The sequence below is a fragment of the Capnocytophaga sputigena genome (assembly GCF_900446695.1).
Lineage (GTDB): Bacteria > Bacteroidota > Bacteroidia > Flavobacteriales > Flavobacteriaceae > Capnocytophaga > Capnocytophaga sputigena.
This window is the reverse complement of the sequence record NZ_UAVP01000003.1, coordinates 814,689-834,003: the sequence shown is the minus strand read 5'-3', so window position 1 is coordinate 834,003 and position 19,315 is coordinate 814,689. Positions and strand designations below refer to the sequence as shown.

The 19,315-nt window shown below is 40.0% G+C and carries 19 protein-coding genes and 1 pseudogene; 10 read left to right on the top strand and 10 right to left on the bottom strand.

Going from position 1 to position 19,315, the window contains the following annotated elements; translation table 11 throughout:
- Nucleotides 1-31: 31 nt before the first annotated feature.
- Entirely contained in the window at nt 32-1,018 is a 987-nt protein-coding gene (gene hemB / locus DR017_RS03780; protein WP_002682250.1) for a porphobilinogen synthase, read from the bottom strand.
- A gap of 10 nt (nt 1,019-1,028) precedes the next feature.
- Nucleotides 1,029-1,511: a YqiA/YcfP family alpha/beta fold hydrolase gene (locus DR017_RS03775; protein WP_002682253.1), complete on the bottom strand. Its 483-nt coding sequence runs from the start codon at nt 1,509-1,511 to the stop codon at nt 1,029-1,031.
- A 151-nt stretch (nt 1,512-1,662) separates the two neighbouring features.
- On the opposite strand from DR017_RS03775, the gene DR017_RS03770 reads away from it, so the two are divergent.
- The 9 genes and pseudogenes from DR017_RS03770 to DR017_RS03730 form a co-directional block, all read left to right on the top strand.
- Nucleotides 1,663-2,205, top strand: coding sequence for a CopD family protein (locus tag DR017_RS03770; RefSeq protein ID WP_040362023.1), 543 nt, complete (start codon nt 1,663-1,665; stop codon nt 2,203-2,205).
- A 14-nt stretch (nt 2,206-2,219) separates the two neighbouring features.
- A complete protein-coding gene (locus DR017_RS03765) occupies nt 2,220-3,905 on the top strand; it encodes a 1-deoxy-D-xylulose-5-phosphate synthase (protein ID WP_050772822.1) in 1,686 nt (561 codons plus the stop codon).
- Nucleotides 3,906-3,982: 77 nt separating this feature from the next.
- Nucleotides 3,983-4,426, top strand: a complete 444-nt coding sequence (locus DR017_RS03760; RefSeq protein ID WP_002682260.1) for a hypothetical protein — start codon at nt 3,983-3,985, stop codon at nt 4,424-4,426.
- A 131-nt stretch (nt 4,427-4,557) separates the two neighbouring features.
- Complete coding sequence (locus tag DR017_RS03755; RefSeq protein ID WP_002682261.1) at nt 4,558-5,031, top strand: hypothetical protein; 474 nt, start codon at nt 4,558-4,560, stop codon at nt 5,029-5,031.
- 15 nt (nt 5,032-5,046) lie between these two features.
- Nucleotides 5,047-5,538, top strand: a complete 492-nt coding sequence (locus DR017_RS03750) for a hypothetical protein (RefSeq protein WP_095909126.1) — start codon at nt 5,047-5,049, stop codon at nt 5,536-5,538.
- Between the two features lie 230 nt (nt 5,539-5,768).
- Nucleotides 5,769-6,254, top strand: coding sequence for a hypothetical protein (locus DR017_RS03745; RefSeq protein ID WP_095909127.1), 486 nt, complete (start codon nt 5,769-5,771; stop codon nt 6,252-6,254).
- 109 nt (nt 6,255-6,363) lie between these two features.
- Nucleotides 6,364-7,383 (top strand): DUF3078 domain-containing protein, encoded by a 1,020-nt coding sequence (locus tag DR017_RS03740; protein WP_002680230.1) that lies wholly within the window; start codon nt 6,364-6,366, stop codon nt 7,381-7,383.
- Nucleotides 7,384-7,386: 3 nt separating this feature from the next.
- Entirely contained in the window at nt 7,387-7,977 is a 591-nt protein-coding gene (locus DR017_RS03735) for a thymidine kinase (protein WP_002680155.1), read from the top strand.
- Between the two features lie 186 nt (nt 7,978-8,163).
- Nucleotides 8,164-8,325, top strand: a pseudogene (locus DR017_RS03730) (transcriptional regulator); the annotation flags it as partial.
- Nucleotides 8,326-8,605: 280 nt separating this feature from the next.
- On the opposite strand, the gene purL reads toward DR017_RS03730, so the two are convergent.
- On the bottom strand, nt 8,606-12,274 hold the full coding sequence (gene purL / locus DR017_RS03720) for a phosphoribosylformylglycinamidine synthase (RefSeq protein WP_002680066.1): 3,669 nt from the start codon (nt 12,272-12,274) through the stop codon (nt 8,606-8,608).
- A 249-nt stretch (nt 12,275-12,523) separates the two neighbouring features.
- Between purL and DR017_RS03715 the strand changes: the two genes are divergently transcribed.
- A complete protein-coding gene (locus DR017_RS03715) occupies nt 12,524-13,978 on the top strand; it encodes a hypothetical protein (protein ID WP_040361398.1) in 1,455 nt (484 codons plus the stop codon).
- 80 nt (nt 13,979-14,058) lie between these two features.
- Here DR017_RS03715 and DR017_RS03710 read toward each other — a convergent pair whose 3' ends face one another.
- The 7 genes from DR017_RS03710 to DR017_RS03685 form a co-directional block, all read right to left on the bottom strand.
- Entirely contained in the window at nt 14,059-15,315 is a 1,257-nt protein-coding gene (locus tag DR017_RS03710; protein ID WP_040361413.1) for a replication-associated recombination protein A, read from the bottom strand.
- 313 nt (nt 15,316-15,628) lie between these two features.
- A complete protein-coding gene (locus DR017_RS03705; RefSeq protein ID WP_002680127.1) occupies nt 15,629-16,867 on the bottom strand; it encodes a type IX secretion system plug protein in 1,239 nt (412 codons plus the stop codon).
- A 106-nt stretch (nt 16,868-16,973) separates the two neighbouring features.
- Nucleotides 16,974-17,504: a hypothetical protein gene (locus DR017_RS03700; protein ID WP_002680178.1), complete on the bottom strand. Its 531-nt coding sequence runs from the start codon at nt 17,502-17,504 to the stop codon at nt 16,974-16,976.
- Between the two features lie 267 nt (nt 17,505-17,771).
- Nucleotides 17,772-17,945 carry a hypothetical protein gene (locus DR017_RS14090; protein WP_157753329.1) on the bottom strand — a complete coding sequence of 58 codons (174 nt, stop codon included), beginning with the start codon at nt 17,943-17,945 and terminating at the stop codon, nt 17,772-17,774.
- Nucleotides 17,946-17,959: 14 nt separating this feature from the next.
- Nucleotides 17,960-18,514, bottom strand: coding sequence for a Maf-like protein (locus tag DR017_RS03695; RefSeq protein WP_002680196.1), 555 nt, complete (start codon nt 18,512-18,514; stop codon nt 17,960-17,962).
- 28 nt (nt 18,515-18,542) lie between these two features.
- Nucleotides 18,543-19,142 (bottom strand): SH3 domain-containing protein, encoded by a 600-nt coding sequence (locus tag DR017_RS03690; RefSeq protein ID WP_002680072.1) that lies wholly within the window; start codon nt 19,140-19,142, stop codon nt 18,543-18,545.
- Nucleotides 19,143-19,156: 14 nt separating this feature from the next.
- Complete coding sequence (locus DR017_RS03685) at nt 19,157-19,303, bottom strand: hypothetical protein (protein ID WP_002680100.1); 147 nt, start codon at nt 19,301-19,303, stop codon at nt 19,157-19,159.
- Nucleotides 19,304-19,315 lie beyond the last annotated feature (12 nt).

Below are 19,315 nucleotides of genomic sequence, written 5' to 3'. Positions count from 1 at the left end.
GTAATCAACTTTGCCAAAGGCAATTTTATTTTTACAAGAGTTTTACAACTTCTTTGGCGAAATAACTCGCAATAATGTCGGCTCCAGCACGCTTGATGCTTACTATTTGTTCCATCATCACAGCATCGTGGTCGAGCCAACCCTTGGCAGCAGCAGCTTTGAGCATAGCATATTCACCTGATACTTGGTATACCGCTACGGGCACTTCGCTCATATTCTTCACCTCACGAACGATGTCTAAATAGCAAAGACCTGGTTTTACCATTACAATATCAGCGCCTTCTTCTATATCCATACGCGTTTCGCGCAAGGCTTCGAGGCGGTTGTGATAGTCCATTTGGTAAGTTTTTTTATCCTTAGGGATATCTTGCTGATCTACAGGAGCACTATCAAGGGCATCGCGGAAAGGACCGTAGAAAGCAGAAGCGTATTTGGCACTGTACGACATTATCCCCACGTGCTCAAAACTATTATCTTCAAGGGTTTCGCGCAAGGCAAGGATACGACCGTCCATCATATCACTAGGCGCGATAAAATCGGCGCCTGCCTCGGCGTGAGAGAGTGCCATACGGCAAAGAGCATCAACTGTAGCATCATTCAGAATGCGACCATTTTCTACAATACCATCGTGACCATAAATAGAATAAGGGTCGAGGGCTACATCGGTCATTATAAGCATTTGAGGGACTGCTTCTTTCACGGTTTTAATGGCGCGCTGCATCAAACCATTGGGGTTCGCTGCTTCAGTACCTTTGTTGTCTTTGAGGTTATCGGGGACTTTTACAAATAGTAAAACAGATTTGAGTCCTAAGCTCCAAAGTTCTTTAACTTCTTTTGCTAAGAGGTCGAGGCTATAGCGATAATAACCTGGCATAGAGACAATTTCTTCTTTTACATTTGTACCTTCAACTACAAATAGAGGCACGAGGAAATCATCGGGGGTAACGATCGTTTCTTTTACTAAACTACGTATCGTATCATTCACGCGCAAACGGCGGTTTCTTCTGAGTGGGAACATATTTAATCAATTAACAATTTACAAAAAAGTGTTTTACTTCGTTTTCAAATATTTCTATGGGATAAGAGTGTTCCATAGTGTTGAGCAAGTGAATAGTAACATTGGACAAAGCACTCATATCTTCGCGCAGGACGGCAAGCGATTCCCACGGGGCAATCACAGTGTCCTGTAAACCTATAACTACCTGCATATAAGCAGTATAATTAGGGTTAGGCTGGGTGTTGAAAGGTATTTCGTGTCGGTGAGTAAGTGCAGGGTTGAACAGCAGGCAAGGTTTGCCTAATTTTTGAGCAAGGTAATAGACAACAAGCCCTCCTAAACTCGACCCAATGAGTACATCGGCAGAGGCGTATTGGGTTTGCAGTTCAGTAAAGAGGTTAGGGGCATTGCGATAGTCGATAGTAGGGGCAAAGATTTCTCCATAGGGCGAAAGTACAGCACGCCTATCATCTTGTAAAAAGCTATCAAGCCCGTGTAAGTAAAGTATTTTCATAATGGGGGCAAAGGTAGTATATAATTAGCAAATTAGCAAATTAGGGAATTAGAAAATTGGCAAACACTTTCTGTTATAATTTTAGTAGAACCGAAAAATATTACTACCTTTGTATTTTCAAATAACTAAAAACTCGTAAAAACATTTTGTAATTATGGATTATCTTATTGCTAAATGCATCCATATCATCTTTGTAGTGAGCTACTTCGCTGGACTTTTTTATATGGTGCGTCTTTTTATCTACCACACCGAAGCCTTGGAAAAAGAGGAACCCGAGCGTTCTATTCTCCATAAGCAATTTAGCTTTATGGAAGAGCGTTTGTGGAACATCATCACTGTTCCCGCCCTTATACTGATGGTGCTTTCGGGCATTTATATGTTCTACGCAATGCAATGGGTGTATTTCACTCAAGGGTGGATGCATGTCAAACTGCTGTTCATTGTCTTTTTGTTTGTGTACCATTACTATTCGTGGCGCTTGATGAAACGCCTACAAGCAGGGCAGACGACCCTTACTTCTGTGCAATTGCGAATGCTCAACGAGGTAGCAACCATTATTCTTTTTGTAGTAGTTTTTGCCGTTGTGCTTAGAGGTTATTTTGTTGCCTACTGGTATGCTTCTTTATTAGCTTTTGTAGCAATGGGTGTGCTAATTATGTTGGTAGTGAAATTAGTGAATAAAGGGAAAAATTAGCAAATGAGATGACTATAGAACAGCTTAGAAATACTCCTATAGCAGCACTTCCTGCACTGGCACAACAAATCCGTGAGCGCATTATAGAGATTATCGCTACACGGGGCGGACACTTAGGTGCGAGTCTTGGAGTAGTGGAACTTACTATGGCTCTGCACTATGTGTTCAACACCCCCGATGATGTATTAGTGTGGGATGTGGGACACCAGTGTTACGCCCATAAAATCCTCACGGGTAGAGACGCTTCTTTTGCTCATATTCGCGAACAGGGAGGCATCAGTGGGTTTCCTAAACGCTCAGAAAGTGAATACGATGCTTTCGGCACGGGACACTCATCTACCTCGCTCTCAGCGGTTTTGGGTATGGCAATGGCATCAGCTTTGGAAGGGAATACCACCCGCCAGCATATAGCTGTGATAGGCGATGCGTCAATTGTGAGTGGTATGGCTTTCGAGGCGCTCAACTATGCCGGCACTACCGATGCTAATATGCTTATTATCCTCAATGACAACGCTATGGCTATCGACCCTACTGTGGGGGCTCTCAAAAATTATTTCGAGCAGTTACGCCAAAGAAAAGGCGCTGATGAAACTTTCTTCAACGATTTAAACATCACTTACAAAGGTACGGTAGATGGGCATAACCTCCCTGAATTGATTACCTCTCTTAAAGCAGAAAAAAATGAGAGAGGCGTGCGACTCTTGCACGTGCTTACCACTAAAGGCAAAGGATTTGCCAAAGCGGAAGCCCAACAAGTGAGTTACCATTCGCCTGCCTTATTCGATAAAATTACGGGAGAACCACTCCCCGAGAAACCTTCACTTCCCGCTAAATACCAAGAGGTAGTAGGGCAGACCCTCGCCCAGCTTGCCACACTCAACCCTAAAATTGTAGCCATTACCCCTGCAATGAGCAGTGGTAGCGGACTTACAGCTATGCACCAATCTTTCCCCCATAGAGTGTTTGATGTAGGTATTGCCGAACAACACGCTGTAACCTTTGCAGCAGGTTGGGCTGCGCGCGGGTTTATTCCTTATTGTGTGATTTATTCCACTTTCTTGCAACGCGCTTACGACCAACTCATTCACGATGTAGCCCTGCAAAATCTCCCCGTGGTATTCTGTATCGACCGCGCGGGACTTGTAGGCGAAGACGGTGCTACCCATCACGGGGTGTTTGATATGGCATTTTTGCGTCCCATTCCTAACCTTATTATCGCTGCCCCGCGCAATGCTACCGAGTTGCGCCATCTGCTCTATACTGCCCAACAACCATTAGAACACCCTATTGCCATTCGCTATCCGCGCGGTAGATGTAATGAAAAACATTGGCAACAACCTTTTCAGGCATTACCTATTGGCAAGGGCGAGCAGCTAAAAGAAGGTAGCGCAATAGCGGTGCTCACCATTGGTGCTATCGCTGAAGAAGTTGCCGAGCAAATTCAAAAGAGCAATACTGCTGAAAAATACGCCCATTACGATATGCGTTTTCTCAAGCCTTTAGATGAGGAAATGCTGCATCACATCTTCCAAAAATACAAGAAAGTCATCTCCATAGAAGAAGGAGTTACAGGTGGATTAGGCAGTGCTGTAGCCGAATTTGCCGCTCAGCACGGTTATACTATCCCTTTGAAAATCATCACACTTCCCGATGAGTTTATGGGGGTAATGAGCCGATTTGAAAATAAGATTGAATTTTGATAAAAAACTTCTAAAAATTTGCTTTTTTCATTTTAAGATTGTATCTTTGTTGCATCTTAATCAAATTTACTTTTAAAATGAAGAATTTTTTATTCTTAATTTGGTTAGGATTCTTTATATCCTGCCAAAAAACTGATGAAACTCTCATTAAGGAGAATGAAGGAAATGTAAAGAGTACTTCAACAACCATCACAGCTTCCAATACTACCGACATCTCTCATATTGCTGATTGGAAACTGGTAGCTTTAACAGGAAATTCTCATATTTCTGTAAAAGAAGCTACAAATTTAGCTATTGAAACAGCTAACCAAATGGAAGGTTTGGAAGGAGCTTCTAAAAGAATTGCCCCTGTGCAAGTAGCGAGTATTGATGTAATACAAAATGGTAAGAAAATCTCGTCTTACACGGCAAGAGCTCCACAAAAAGTTCCTTTTTCTACAGATTTATACATCATTCACTTTCAAGATGACATAGGGTATGCTCTCATTTCTACAAATGTTATACCTATTATAATGATATAGAACTAGTACATAATAATTCAGGATGGGGAGGCAATTCTGATGGATAGTATGAAATAGGTCTATTTGGCAATGGTTTAGCTCAATTTCATCATAATAATCAGATTTTAATTAATTTTCAATAATTATCACCTATGAAAACGTATATAATACTTTTAGTTACAGTTTTTTCTCTTTTAGCTTGCCATAAAGAAAATGAAAAATCTCAAGATTGCTACACTCCTCCTACTTTTGATATTCGTATCAGTAAAGAAAATATATTAATAAAAGATTTTCTTACTGATATGGGAGAGGTGGATAGAGAGCATATCAGCTCATTTTTAAATCCTGAAAAACCTCTTTTAACTGAAGGGTACTTTATGGATAAGGAGAAACAAACGTTATGTATCAGTTGTCAAACTTTTGAAACAGTGTATACAAACAAGAAAGAAGTCTTGTATGTAAAAAATAAGAAACATACCTATAAGATAGAAATTATAGGTGAGATGATACCTACAAGAACTTGTTCATCAGTATCTATAAAAAGTGTTTGGGTAGATGGTAAATCTATTTCAAAGGAAAATATCTTTTATAATGGTTATTTAGGAGGTATTTATCTAATAAAATAAGTTAATATAACACCTATGAAAACGTATATAATACTTTTAGTTACAGTTTTTTCTCTTTTTGCTTGCCAGAAAGAAAATGAAATAAAAGGAGATGGATCTGATAAAAAAATTTGTATGACTCCTCCTACACTTGAAATCTATATCAATAAAGATAGTAAAGTAGCACAAGAGTTTTTATTAGCAACAGGAAAGGTAGATTCTACTTTTGTTAGTTATATAAATCCTAAAAAAGAGGAGAAATCTCTGAGTAGAGATAATTTTCATATAATGGATCAAGATATTCATATCCATATTGTAGATTTCAGTCTGTATACAGGTAAGAAAGATACTATCGTTTTAAAAAATAAAAACAATAGTCATCAAATCACTATATTAGGGAAAAGGATAAGTGAAGACGGCTGTACTTGGCCTGAACTTTACCAAGTTTGGATAGATGGTAAAAGTGTAGATAAAAAATATTTTAGTGGTTTTCATCTTCGTTGGCCTAATGAGCCTTTATCTCAGTAGTCTTTTTATATTATAACTAAATAAAAGCTAATAGAGATATTATCAATCTGTTCCATAACAATTGGGGCTGGGAAAGTCTTTTTGATGGTTGGTATTATGAGGGAATTTTTAAGTTGGGAAGTTATGCTGATCCTTCAAAAAATATCCCCAATGGAAAAACACCTCCAACTGGAGAGGGCAACTACAATATTCGAAACCAAGTTATAATCAATATTCAATAATTATCACCTATGAAAACGTATATAATACTTTTAGTTACAGTTTTTTCTCTTTTTGCTTGCCATAAAGAGAATGGACAAAAAGAGATACAACAAGATTGTTATACTCCTCCTACACTTGAAATCTATATCAATAAAGATAGTAAAGTAGCACAAGAGTTTTTATTAGCAACAGGAAAGGTAGATTCTACTTCTGTTAGTTATATAAATCCTAAAAAAGAGGAGAAATCTCTTAAAGATCATATTCATATAATGGATCAAGATCAAGATATTCATATCCATATTGTAGATTTCAGTCTGTATACAGGTAAGAAAGATACTATCGTTTTAAAAAATAAAAACAATAGTCATCAAATCACTATATTAGGGAAAAGGATAAGTGAAGACGGCTGTACTTGGCCTGAACTTTACCAAGTTTGGATAGATGGTAAAAGTGTAGATAAAAAATATTTTAGTGGTTTTCATCTTCGTTGGCCTAATGAGCCTTTATCTCAGTAGTTTTTTTATATTATAACTAAATAAAAGCCAATAGAGATGTTATCTTTATTGGCTTTCATCATTATTATTTGTACCTTTGCACCCCGAATCATTTAGCATCACTTTCAGTATGAAAAAACTCGTTATCGCACTCCTACTTTGCAGTGTTACAGCGTGGGGACAAGTGCGCAAGGCTAAGGCTTTCCAAGCCGATGTAAAAAGCGATACTATCAGGGTACTCACCGACCCCGAAGCGCTTAAATTTACCTTCAACCGATACCAACAAGCACAACAAAAATGGTTTAAATTCAACCAAATAGGGTTGAATATGAGTGAAGTAGCTTTCTCCAATTGGAATGCAGGGGGTGAATCCTCAATTTCGGGTATTATGAATGCCAAATTCCGCCGCCGTTATATAGAACGCACTTTCTTTTGGGATAATGAACTCGAAATCAACTATGGTATCAATGCTCAAAAAGGACGCGAAGTGCGCAAAACTGATGATAAGTTGTCGCTCATTTCTTCATTTGGCTATCGTGGCGACTCACAGTCATTTTGGTATTATACCGCACGTTATCAGTTTTTATCGCAAATCAGCAATGGGTATAACTATCCCGATGTAGAAAAACCTATCTCTAAATTCTTAGCGCCAGCGTACATTACCTTCGGTTTGGGAGCTGAATACGCACCTGCTAAAATCAAATTCAACCTCTTTCTTTCACCTATTACCCTCAAAACTACTGCAGTATTTGATCAGCGTTTAGCCGATGATGGTGCTTTTGGGGTAGAAAAAGCCCAGCGTGCCCCTGATGGTACTATCCTCAAAAAAGGAAAACGCACACATAATGAACTCGGTTTTTCAGTATCAGGGCGTTGGGATAAAAAAGTGATGGAAAATATGATGCTCAACACCTCCTTTAACCTCTATGGCGATTACCTCAAAAACTTTGGAAATATAGATGTGGATTGGGAAACTAACCTCAACCTAAAGGTGAATAGCTACGTTCAAGCGCGTATAGGGGTGCATATCAAATACGACGACGATGTGAAATTCTATTCGTACACTGCTCCTAACGGCGAAAAACACAACTATGGAGCACGCACTCAGCTCAAACAAATTTTGGGAGTAGGGGTATTATATACTTTTTAAGCGATGTTTTTAGAAAATACAGTAAACAACAACGAAAAAGCGGGTTGGATAGAAGTAATATGTGGGTCAATGTTCTCGGGTAAAACCGAAGAATTGATTCGCCGATTGCGCCGCGCTCAATTTGCTAAACAGAAGGTTGAAATCTTCAAACCTGCCTTTGATACCCGCTATGACGATACCAATATAGTGTCGCACAATGCCAATGAAATCCCCTCAACTCCCGTAGAAGCCGCTTCCAGTATTATGCTCTTAGCCGATGGTTGCGATGTGGTGGGCATAGACGAGGCTCAATTTTTTGACGATGAAATTGTGAATGTGTGCAACGAACTCGCCAATCGCGGTATGCGTGTGATTGTAGCAGGACTTGATATGGATTACAAGGGCAGACCTTTTGGTCCGATGCCTTTTTTGATGGCAACTGCCGAATATGTTACCAAGGTACACGCTGTTTGCACCCGCACGGGCAATCTCGCCAACTACAGTTTCCGCAAAGTCGCTAATGACCAACAGCGAATGCTGGGTGAAGCCGATAGTTACGAACCTCTGAGTCGCGCAGCTTTCTATAAAGCGATGAAGTCAGGGGATAGGGGGTAGGTGTCAGGTTTCAGGTGCTAGGTTTCAGGGCACAGATTTCAGGTTTCAGGGGGTAGAAAATAAAGTTTAAAAGTTGTATCTTTGTCAAAAAATAATAGAATTATGAGTATTGCAGTATGAACACAGAATCCAAATGTTCAGTTTATAACCGATAGTACTGAAAACTATAAAATAATTTAAGACATAATGAACACCTTATTTTTTACTTGTGAAGAAATCAACCTCAACCCTCGTGCGTCTTGGGGAGAGCTTTTGCAAATAGTCTTTATAAATAAAGAGCAATATTTTTCTATAAGTAGATTAGCTTATGAAGAAGAACTCTATTTTGAATACAATGAGCAAACTCACTTAGAAAAAGTGCTACAAGAATTAAAAAAAGAAAGTCCGATAATTCTTTTATCGGACTTCTTCATTAACCAACCAAAACTTTAAATTATGAAAACTATTATTTGAAGTTTACAATGAGCTACCACCCTCATTGCGATGCAAAGGTACGAATAAAACAGTACCTGTCAAGTGTATTTTTAAGTTTAACAAAAGTTTAATATAAAAGGGGCTCACAAAGCCCCTTTTTAGCGTAATTTTAATACTTAAAGCACTTATTTTTTTAAGATTTTCTTTACCATTTTTATTTGGCATTGCGTGCTTCAATCCACTTGCGGGCATTGATAAACGCCTCTAACCAAGGGCTAACCGCTGTTTTTTCACTCGGATAGTATGCCCATTGCCAAGGGAAAACCGAACGCTCTATGTGAGGCATCGTTACCAAATGTCGCCCTGTTTTGTCGCATAACATAGCCGTGTTGTAATCAGAGCCATTAGGATTGGCAGGGTACTCCTGATAAGCGTATTTACCTACGATATTGTAGTCGGCTTCTGCCAATGGCAAGTGGAATTTCCCTTCGCCGTGTGATATCCATACCCCTAAAGTACTGCCTGCAAGGGTGGAGAGCATCACCGAGTTGTTTTCAGGAATAGTTACCGATACAAAGCCACTTTCGTGCTTGCCACTATCATTATGCCACATCTTGCCGTGCTCTGCGTGCTCAGGGTTGATGACTTCTAACTCCATAAACAACTGACAGCCATTACAGATACCTACCGAAAGGGTATCGGGGCGAGCAAAGAAGTTGTCTAACGCTTTTTTAGCTTGCTCGTTGTAGAGCAAAGCACCAGCCCAACCTTTGGCACTACCTAAGACATCGGAGTTAGAGAAACCACCTACAGCCCCTATAAATTGTACATCTTCTAAGGTTTCACGTCCGCTGATAAGGTCGGTAGTATGTACGTCTTTCACATCAAAGCCTGCTAAGTAAAGGGCATTTGCCATTTCGCGCTCGGAATTGCTACCCTTTTCGCGTATCACTGCCGCTATAGGGCGTTTGCCTGCGGGGCGTACGGGTTTTTTGCCCGTGAAATGCGCTGGGAAAGTGTATTGTAGAGGCTGTTCGGAGTAGTTTTGATAACGCTCGGTTGCCTTGTCGTTTTTCGTTTGTTGTTTGTCTAATAGGTAAGAAGTGAGGTACCACACATCGCGCAATTCGGGGATGTTGAAATGATAGTCTCTACCGAAATGGTGAATGGTAAGTTCTTGAGAAGTAGTTACTTCGCCTATATTAGCCCATTCTAAGAAGTTTTCTTCCAAAGTAGCTTCAACACTGCTATCAGCTTGAATTACTACCCCTGCATTTTCGGCAAAAAGGGTTTTGATAAGGTCTTCATCGGCTGAAAGTCCGCTCAAATCGATGGTAGCTCCTAAATCGTTTTCGGCAAAACACATCTCTAAAAGCGTTGTGATAAGTCCGCCGCTACCAATGTCGTGTCCTGCTTGTATTTTACCTTCTTTTATGAGTGATTGTAATACGTTGAAAGCTATTTTAAAGCCTTCGGCATCTGTTACGGTAGGGGCTTTGTCGCCTATTTTGTTTAATACTTGGGCAAAAGCCGAACCTCCTAATTCAAAATGAGCGCCCGAGAAGTTGATATAATAAATGTTACCTCCATTGCGTTTCAATACGGGCTCTACTACTTTTTGCACGTCGGTACAATGGGCAGCCGCCGAAATAATCACCGTGCCTGGGGCAATCACATCACCACCATCGGGGTATTTTTGTTTCATTGATAGGGAATCTTTACCGGTAGGGATATTGATACCCAATTCAATCGCAAAATTAGAAGCGGCTTCTACGGCTTCGTACAAACGCGCGTCTTCTCCTTTATTGCGACACGCCCACATCCAGTTGGCGGATAGCGATACGCTTTGCAAGCCGTCTTTTAGTGGTGCCCAAACAATGTTTGTCAATGCTTCGGCAATAGCATTGCGACTGCCTGCGGTAGGGCTGATAAGTGCCGTAAGAGGCGAATGACCAATACTGGTAGCGATTCCTTCTTTGCCATTATAGTCCAAAGCCATAACCCCTACGTTGTTCAAAGGGAGTTGTAGTGCGCCTGCACATTGTTGTTTGGCGACTTTGCCCCCTACACAACGGTCTACCTTATTGGTAAGCCAGTCCTTACAAGCCACACTTTCTAATTGCAGTACTTGTACCAAATAGTTCTGTAACTGACTTGCATAGTAGTGTAACTCTTCGTAATTAGTAACGACTGTTTCATCGGTCATTACGGTTTTTGGCGAACTGCCAAAGAGCGCGCTGAGGTCTAAATCCATTGGGTGGGTACCTTTTTTTGCAGAGGCAATGCTGAAATGCTTGTCGCTGGTAACCACACCCACTTCGTACATAGGCGCACGCTCGCGGTCGGCAATGGTTTTTAGTTTAGCAATAGCCGAATTGGGCAAAACCAATCCCATACGCTCTTGTGATTCATTACCTATAATTTCCTTGTCCGATAGGGTAGGGTCGCCTACGGGCAGTTTGTCTAAGTCGATTTTACCACCGGTTTCTTCTATGAGTTCTGAAAGACAGTTGAGGTGTCCGCCAGCCCCGTGGTCGTGTATAGAAACGATAGGATTCTCGTCTGATTCTACCATTGCGCGAATCGCATTGGCAGCACGTTTTTGCATCTCGGGGTTAGAACGCTGTACGGCATTGAGCTCGATACCTGCGCCAAAAGCGCCAGTATTGGCAGATGATACCGCAGCACCTCCCATACCTATGCGGTAGTTTTCACCGCCTAAGATAACTATTTTGTCACCTTCTTGTGGGGTGTGCTTTATGGCTTGTGAGGCTTTGGCATAACCCACGCCTCCTGCTTGCATAATCACTTTATCAAAGCCTAATTTGCGTCCGCCCTCTTCGTGTTCAAAGGTAAAGAGAGAGCCCGTAATGAGTGGTTGACCGAATTTATTACCGAAATCGGTGGCTCCGTTAGAGGCTTTGATGAGGATATCTATTGGTGTTTGGTAGAGCCATTTACGCTCTGCCATTCCTTTTTCCCAAGGGCGGTCTTCTTCTAATCGGGGGTAAGCCGTCATATATACCGCCGTACCTGCCAAAGGCAAAGAACCTTGTCCGCCCGCCAAGCGGTCACGTATTTCACCTCCTGAACCTGTAGCAGCCCCGTTGAAAGGCTCTACGGTTGTAGGGAAGTTGTGAGTTTCGGCTTTGAGAGAGAGCACTGCCTCAAAAGGTTTCACCTCGTAGAAATCGGGTTTATCAGCACTTTTAGGTGCAAACTGGTCGACGGTAGCCCCTTTGATGAAAGCCACATTGTCCTTATAAGCCGAAACAATGCTATTAGGGTGTTCTTGTGATGTCTTTTTGATAAGTTTGAAAAGGGTAGAAGGTTTTTCCTCACCGTCGATAACAAAAGTGCCGTTGAAGATTTTATGGCGGCAGTGTTCGGAGTTGATTTGTGAGAAACCAAACACCTCCGAGTCGGTGAGTTTGCGCCCCAATTGTTTAGATAAGTTTTCTAAGTAGACAACTTCTTCGGTGCTTAGCGCAAGCCCCTCTTGCTGGTTATACGCCTCGATATCATCGATTTCGAGTGTTGTTTGCGGTTGAATGTCGATAGTAAAGCTCTCTTGAGTAAGACCATTGTATCGCTCAAAGAGCATAGGGTCGAAAGGCGTATTAGGGTCGGTTACCTCGTGAAACTCCTCGATGCGGGTAATCCCGTGAATGTCCATATTTTGGGTGATTTCCACCGCATTGGTACTCCAAGGGGTAATCATCGCTGCACGGGGTCCGATGAAAGTACCACTAAGGGTAGGGGAGGGGAGTTGCTGGGCATTGCCAAACAGCCATTTCAGTTTGTTGAGGTCGGTCTCAGTAAGGGTAACTTCGGTAGCTACCACATAGATAGTGTTTTTGGGGTTTTTAAAGAAGAGAAGCATCTTTTTCAATTAACAATTGACAATTAATAATTAACAATTAGGGGTAGTATTTAGTATATAGTTTCTTTAATCAACTATGCCAAAAGTTGTAGCACGACGAGCCATTAAAAACTTTGGCAAAGTGTAGAGATACATCAATATTGGCACAAAGGTATAAACTTTTTTTCAATTGGCAAACAAACCACTATTTTATTTGTCTGTTGCTAAAATATTCATACATTTGCAATTGTAATTTAATTGTTTTTACAAATGAAAAGAATAAAAATCTTGTTTTTAGTAGCCATACTTTCAGTAATGAATGTTTGTGCTCAAAGTTTCAAAGTGAAAAAAGGAGAACTCCAAATAGATGGAACTCCTGTTGCTAAGTTTGAGAAAAAAGATGGCAAATTCGTATTTAGCGATCTTTCTAACAATTTGCTGTTCAGAGCTTTCCTTACTGAAGAAACAGCTCAAGGAAACACAGCTCCACACCGCTGGATTGAGTTCTCTAATGCCAATGGAGTGATTAGAGAGGTGGAAATTCCTGATAAAGTGAAGTTTACTTTCTCTGGAGAGAAATACGTTATCGATTGTGTTTACAAATCGGGGACGAACTTACTTACCGAAAAAGGTATCGACCCTGCGGTAGTAACAGCTTTCTTCCAAACTTCAGATCGTCCTTTCTCTGAAAAATGGGATAATATTTTCCAACAAGAGAAAAACACCAATCAAACTGAAGATAATTTGGCAACTGCCGATAATCTTTCGGTAGAAGGTGAGGTAATCGTTAAAAATGGCAAGAAGATAGGCTTCATCAAAAGAAAAGAAGAATCTGGCGATGGAGGTATTGTTATCAACAACTTTACAGTAACCGATAGCAAAGGCAATGTGGTGGCAACTGCTAAACACCATAATTTCAACCAAAAGGATAAAGAATTTTTCATCATCAAAACCTATGATGAAAAAGAACTCCCTGTATTTAGTCAGCTAACAAAAATGAATGATGCTAACAAGCGCATTGTTAAGAGATTGTACGCTAATGGATACCCTTTTGGCGATATGACAGAACGTTTCAACCAATTCATAGAAGATAAGAAGAATGCTGTAAACGAGCAGAACAATGCAAAGGTAGAAGAAGCTAAAAAGCAAACTGTAAATATTTACGATGCTGCGGGTTACGTGATAGATGCTAAAGGTGATAAAAAAGAAGGTCTTATCACTATTGAATTCCAATCGATAGATGCGATTATTGGTAAAGATAAAAATATGTCCGATCTCACCTCTTATGGAGCTACAGTGAAACTCAAAAGAGAAGGAGAAAAAGATTTGTACTTTAAAGCTAAAGACGGCAATAAATTCTGCATAGGAGAACGTTGTTTCTTAGGAGCAAAAGGTAGTGAAGATGGCTTTTTTGCTCACGGAGGTTCAGATCTAAATGTACTTTCAGGAGCTGCTCAGTTCTTTGAAATCCTCTATGAAAAGGACGGAAACTACGTGTTAGCTCACAGCAAATATCCTGAAGATTACTACTTGAAGATTAAAAAAGCTGATAAAGCAGTTTATTTAGGAACTAAAGCCACTTTTGGTTCTAAAAGTGCTGAGAAAATACAAAAAATACTAAGCAAATACGTTAATTGTTCTTCATTAGATGTAACCAAATACAATACTCTAACTAAAGAAGGTATGATACAATTAGTAGATGATTATACTTCATCTTGCAAATAGTACGAGATTATAAAATAACCTAAAGAAAAAAGTTGCCTTCTTCAAAAGAGGACAACTTTTTTATGTTTTATTCCTAATCTTTAATACCCATAGCGGTCGCCCCATAGTTTTTTAAGGTAGTCGCGTAGGGCATTCTCACGGGGGTTATCGGAGGGTTCGTAGAAGGTTTCTCCTTGCAATTCATCAGGGAGGTAATCCTGAAAGGCAAAATTGCTCTCATAATCGTGAGCGTATTGATAGTCTTTGCCATAGCCGAGTTCTTTCATCAGTTTGGTAGGGGCATTGCGCAGGTGGATAGGCACGCTGAGGTCGCCTGTTTGCTTTACCACTTGTTGGGCTTTGTTGATTGCCTTATAAGAAGCATTGCTCTTAGGTGAAGAAGCGAGATATATAGCACACTGACTGAGAATAATACGCGCCTCGGGGTAGCCAATAGTGGTTACGGCTTGAAAGGTGTTGTTCGCCAAAATCATTGCTGTAGGGTTCGCATTGCCTATATCTTCCGAAGCGAGAATGAGCATACGGCGTGCGATAAACTTCACATCTTCACCACCTTCAATCATTCGTGCCAACCAATAAACAGCCCCATTGGGGTCGCTGCCCCGTATCGATTTGATAAAAGCCGAAATGATATCGTAGTGTTGCTCACCCGTTTTGTCGTATAGCACAGTGTTTTTCTGCACGAGGTGCAATACACTATCGTTGGTAATAACAACAGGTTCGCCGTCGGGGGTAGCATTTATAACCAGCTCAAAAGTGTTGAGCAGTTTGCGACCATCACCGCCTGAGAGTTTTAGTAAGGCTTCGGTTTCTTGCAGTTGGATATCTTTGGTTTTGAGAATCACATCTCGGGTAATGGCATTGTGGAGCAGTTGTTCTAAATCCTTGCGCTCAAAAGCCTTGAGGATATACACTTGGCAACGAGAGAGCAAGGCGGGAATCACCTCAAAACTGGGGTTTTCGGTAGTTGCTCCAATGAGAGTAATCCAACCTTTTTCGACAGCCTGCAAGAGGGAATCTTGTTGGGTTTTGTTAAATCGGTGAATTTCATCGATGAAAACGATAGGGTTTTGGGTAGTAAAGAGTCCGCCACTTTGCTTGCTTTGGTCGATTACTTCACGCACATCCTTAATCCCTGAACTAATGGCGCTCAGGGTATAGAAAGCGCGGTTGCTTTGGTGCGCAATGATATTTGCCAACGTGGTTTTCCCCGTACCTGGGGGACCCCAAAAGATAAGCGATGGCAAAAGACCGCGTTCTATCTGTTGGCGCAAAGCCCCTTGAGCTCCTACTAAGTGCTCTTGTCCCACATATTGTGCAAGGGAAGTGGGGCGCATACGTTCTGCTAAGTTTTCCAATTAACAATTAAAAATTAATAATTAACAATTGCCCCCGACTCACTTACTCGGCAATTGCCGACAACCCCGAAGGGAACAATCCGTAAAAGCTACTTTTTGATGAGAAAAACATCTAAAAAAGGGGGCTAAAAAGTTTTGTTTTATGTGGGTGTTTGCAAAACGCCCCTACACAACATACTCTAAAAGAGTTGATTTTCATTTATAGACTTTGCCAAAGGTCGTAGCACGACGAGCAATTAAAACTTTGGCGAAGTGTAACGATATACAATAATTCGTCATTTGTCACTCGTCACTATTGAGTGATATTTGCGCCAGAGGCAGAGCCGATACCTACTACTTCGTCATAGAGAGCGCCAGGAGCGCGGTAGTATACAAGCACGAGGTAAGTGTTTTCTGTCTGCTGAAAATTACCACTTATCTCATTAAAATCAACAGTATTACCTGATTTGGTGGCAAACTTATAGTTGTAAAACCCTTGTTTAAGAAGTACTTTTCCTTTGAAAAGTCCGTCTTTTTCGTCATAAGTGAGTTTGTACTCATCGCGGAGTTCGTAGTTACTGAACTTGCCGTATACATACACTTCTTTATTCCAAAAAGTAGATTTGCCTTCTAAGGCGAAATGCACTTGGGTGTAATCGGCTTCGTTGGCAGGGTTCATTCCGTTGAGCGTACTGACCAAGAAATCGCCATTGATATCGGGATAATAGGTATAGACATTGCTCGCACGGCTTACATTAGGGAAGAGGTAGCTGTTCACCCATTTGCTACGGTCGATACGCGAAATACCTGATGCTGGCACTCGTATATCCTTGCTATCGAAATAGAAATACTCATTGCCACCCCAGAAAGCCGTTTCACGGTCGTAGCGATACACGAGGTCGTTGCCCATCACATACTGAGGTTTTACGCCCGTGATAGCCGTATCCCAACGGTAGTTTTGCAGGATAGCTACTTTCACTGCTACATTGGGATTATCAAGTCTGAAATCCTTCTGCCGAATGGTGAACTGTACCACTTGTTGGGTATCGAAGTATTGCAAATCGCGAGCACGTTTTACTTCGGTGAGTACGTTTACTTGGGGGGTATAAAGCACAAAACGGCGTGAAAAGAGTTCTGTGCCATAACTATCGGTGATAGAGAGCATATAGTTGCCACTAAGAGTGATTTTGGTGAGTTCGTTAGGGAAAGTAAGGCGGTAATGCGAATAGCCTTGCAGGGTGCCATAGGAGTTGCTCTCGGGTTGTAGCGGTTGGTTATCAATACCTTTGAGATATTCGCTTTTCAGCAGAGAAGAGGCAGACCAATCGGCATTGCAATGGGTGATTTTATAGTAGTAAGTCTCCTCATTACCCCCGAGGTCGTCGAACTGCAAGCTAAACGACTCATTACGGCGCACGATAGGGAATTGGTTCTTGTCGTTGGCGTCGGCTTTGAAAATAATCGTTTTGATATAGTCGGGTGGGGTTTTCTCCACTAATGCTTGTGCTTGCAGGGCTAATGGGAATAGGAGTAAAAGTATAAGTTTTTTCATAATGTATAATATTTGTTTTTGTTTTAGAATTTCTATAGAGGGCGAATTGCCATTCGCCCCTACAATATACCAAAAAGCGACTGATAATCAGAGAAATTAACTGCTTTTATTGCTCTTTCAATTTTTCGACTACTATTTGGTGGTAGATTTCACCTTTTATAAAAATGGAAAAAACTAAAGCTGTTGCAATTACATTTTTCTTCATCTCTAACTTTGTTTTTTTGCACATTCGCTCTATAAAAGAAGCGTTTTTCTCCAAAACAACTGCTGGAAAAGAATCCTTTTCTTGTATAAATAGATAAGCAGTGGTGTCAAGTCCTTTTTTGCGATAATAGTTATGTACTTTCTTCTTTATTTTTTTAGGCAAAAAGTGTGCTACGGTATCTAAAAGGAAAAAATTATCTCCCTTTTGTCCATCTCCATAAGGGTAAAAACTCGCTTTAAATTCTTTTTGAGTATAATGAATAGTATCTATTTTGTAAACATCTATATCTGTATAAGCATAATAATCAGTATAACAAGACTTACAAGCACAAGTGTTATCTGTAAAAGTAATGCAATGTTTTTCTTGAGAGTACAAGAAAAAAGAACAAAAGCACATAAAAACAATGATATGTTTCACTTTATGAGTCGTCATTTATTGATAGGTTTTGCTCCTTTGATGTAAATTATATCTTTTGTCCTCCAGTATAAAAGGGGAAAATAGTTTTTTATAAGAAAACTCATTTATCTATTACCATTAAGTAAACGTGAGTTTGACATGAGTAATTGTTTAATAATCAGTAAAATGTTTTAAATCTCCCACGAATTTCACGAAAATTCACGAAATTGAGACAGTATAAAACTCTTTACTTTATATTATCTCACGAATTTTCACCTGACGGTGAATTATTTTGTGAATATATTATGTTACAAAGCTGTAAATCAATGTTCTGTTATATCGAACAGACGTTAAGTTATAGTATTCTCCTGTACTGAGTACTATATCCATACGGAAATCCTCGGTTTGATATTGTTTATTCTTCTCTGTAAAGGAAGATAAGCAAGGGAGTAGGAGCAAGAAGAGGAGTTTTTTCATATTTTGAGAATTTACTAATTTATGAATTTGCTGATTAAGTGTGTAGGCAGTCCCATTACGTTGTTATAAGAACCTTCGATAGCGATAACGCCTATATGCCCAATCCATTCTTGGATGCCGTAAGCTCCTGCTTTGTCGAATGGTTGGTATTTATTGATGTAATAGGTAATTTCGTCGTTAGAAAGTTCCTTAAAGGTTACTTTGGTGATGCAGTGTTCAGTAATTTGCTTTTCATCAGTGGTAAAGCATACGGAAGTAATCACCTCGTGGGTCTTGCCAGAGAGTGAATGCAACATTGCAAAGGCATCGGCAGTGTCTTTGGGTTTGCCCAGGGCTTTCCCTTCGTGCCACACGATGGTATCGGAAGTGAGGAGCACACAGTTAGCAGGTATTTCTCCTGCAAAAGGTGTGGCTTTTAGTTGTGCCAAATAATCAGTGATTTGCTCGCGCTGCAAGTGTGCGGGGTAAGTCTCATCTACGGGTTTGAGAATGACCTCATAGGGGAGGTCTAACTCTTTTAGGAACTGCTGGCGGCGTGGTGAGCCTGAGGCAAGGATTATTTTTTTCATATTTGTTGATTTATCGAGGCAAGCAGAATCAAATCAGTAGATAGATTTCTATTAATAATCTATTTTCTTTTTTCCATTGAATCCAGCCTTTCTCATTTGTATTGTTATCACTTTGTATTTCAATCCAATCTTTTTTCACTCTTATTATATTGAATGTCGCATCGGTATCTTTTAGTTTAATGATTTTCGACTTTTCAAAAGGTTCTTTTCGCAAGGGATTTTTGCTCCAATCTAAATTGGAAATTCCTGTAGTATTTTTTAAGAAATCTTCCCAAGATATGAATTTTGTTTGTGCTTTGGATACCAAATATTCTTCACCATTTGCCGATAAAACTTTATAGTATTCTCTTTGGTCACCGAGACAAACGATATAAAAAATATTATATTCAGGTTTGAAGAATATTGGTACTATATACTTAGGAGTGTATATATATTCGTTTAAACTCTTGTTAAAAGTCTGACTGTTAATAGTTATGATATCACTTTCTACTTTCACTAAACCAATTCCGAGGCTCTTTGTTTTATTATAAAACTCATAGCTCGAACTTTTTTGTGCATTTCCTATAAGAGATAAAAAGAAAAATACACAAAAGAAGAACAAATATATGTGATAGTAATATTTTTTCATTTTTAATATAACAACTAATGAGGCATTAAATCTTTATTAGTCCACACCACAGCTAACTCTCTTATTTCGTTGGAATAGAGTTCACTCAAAGGTGAGATGGCGTTATTCTCTAAAATAATATCTGATAACTTCTTTTGATAGTCGTTGAATATTGGTTTCATATTTTATTTTTT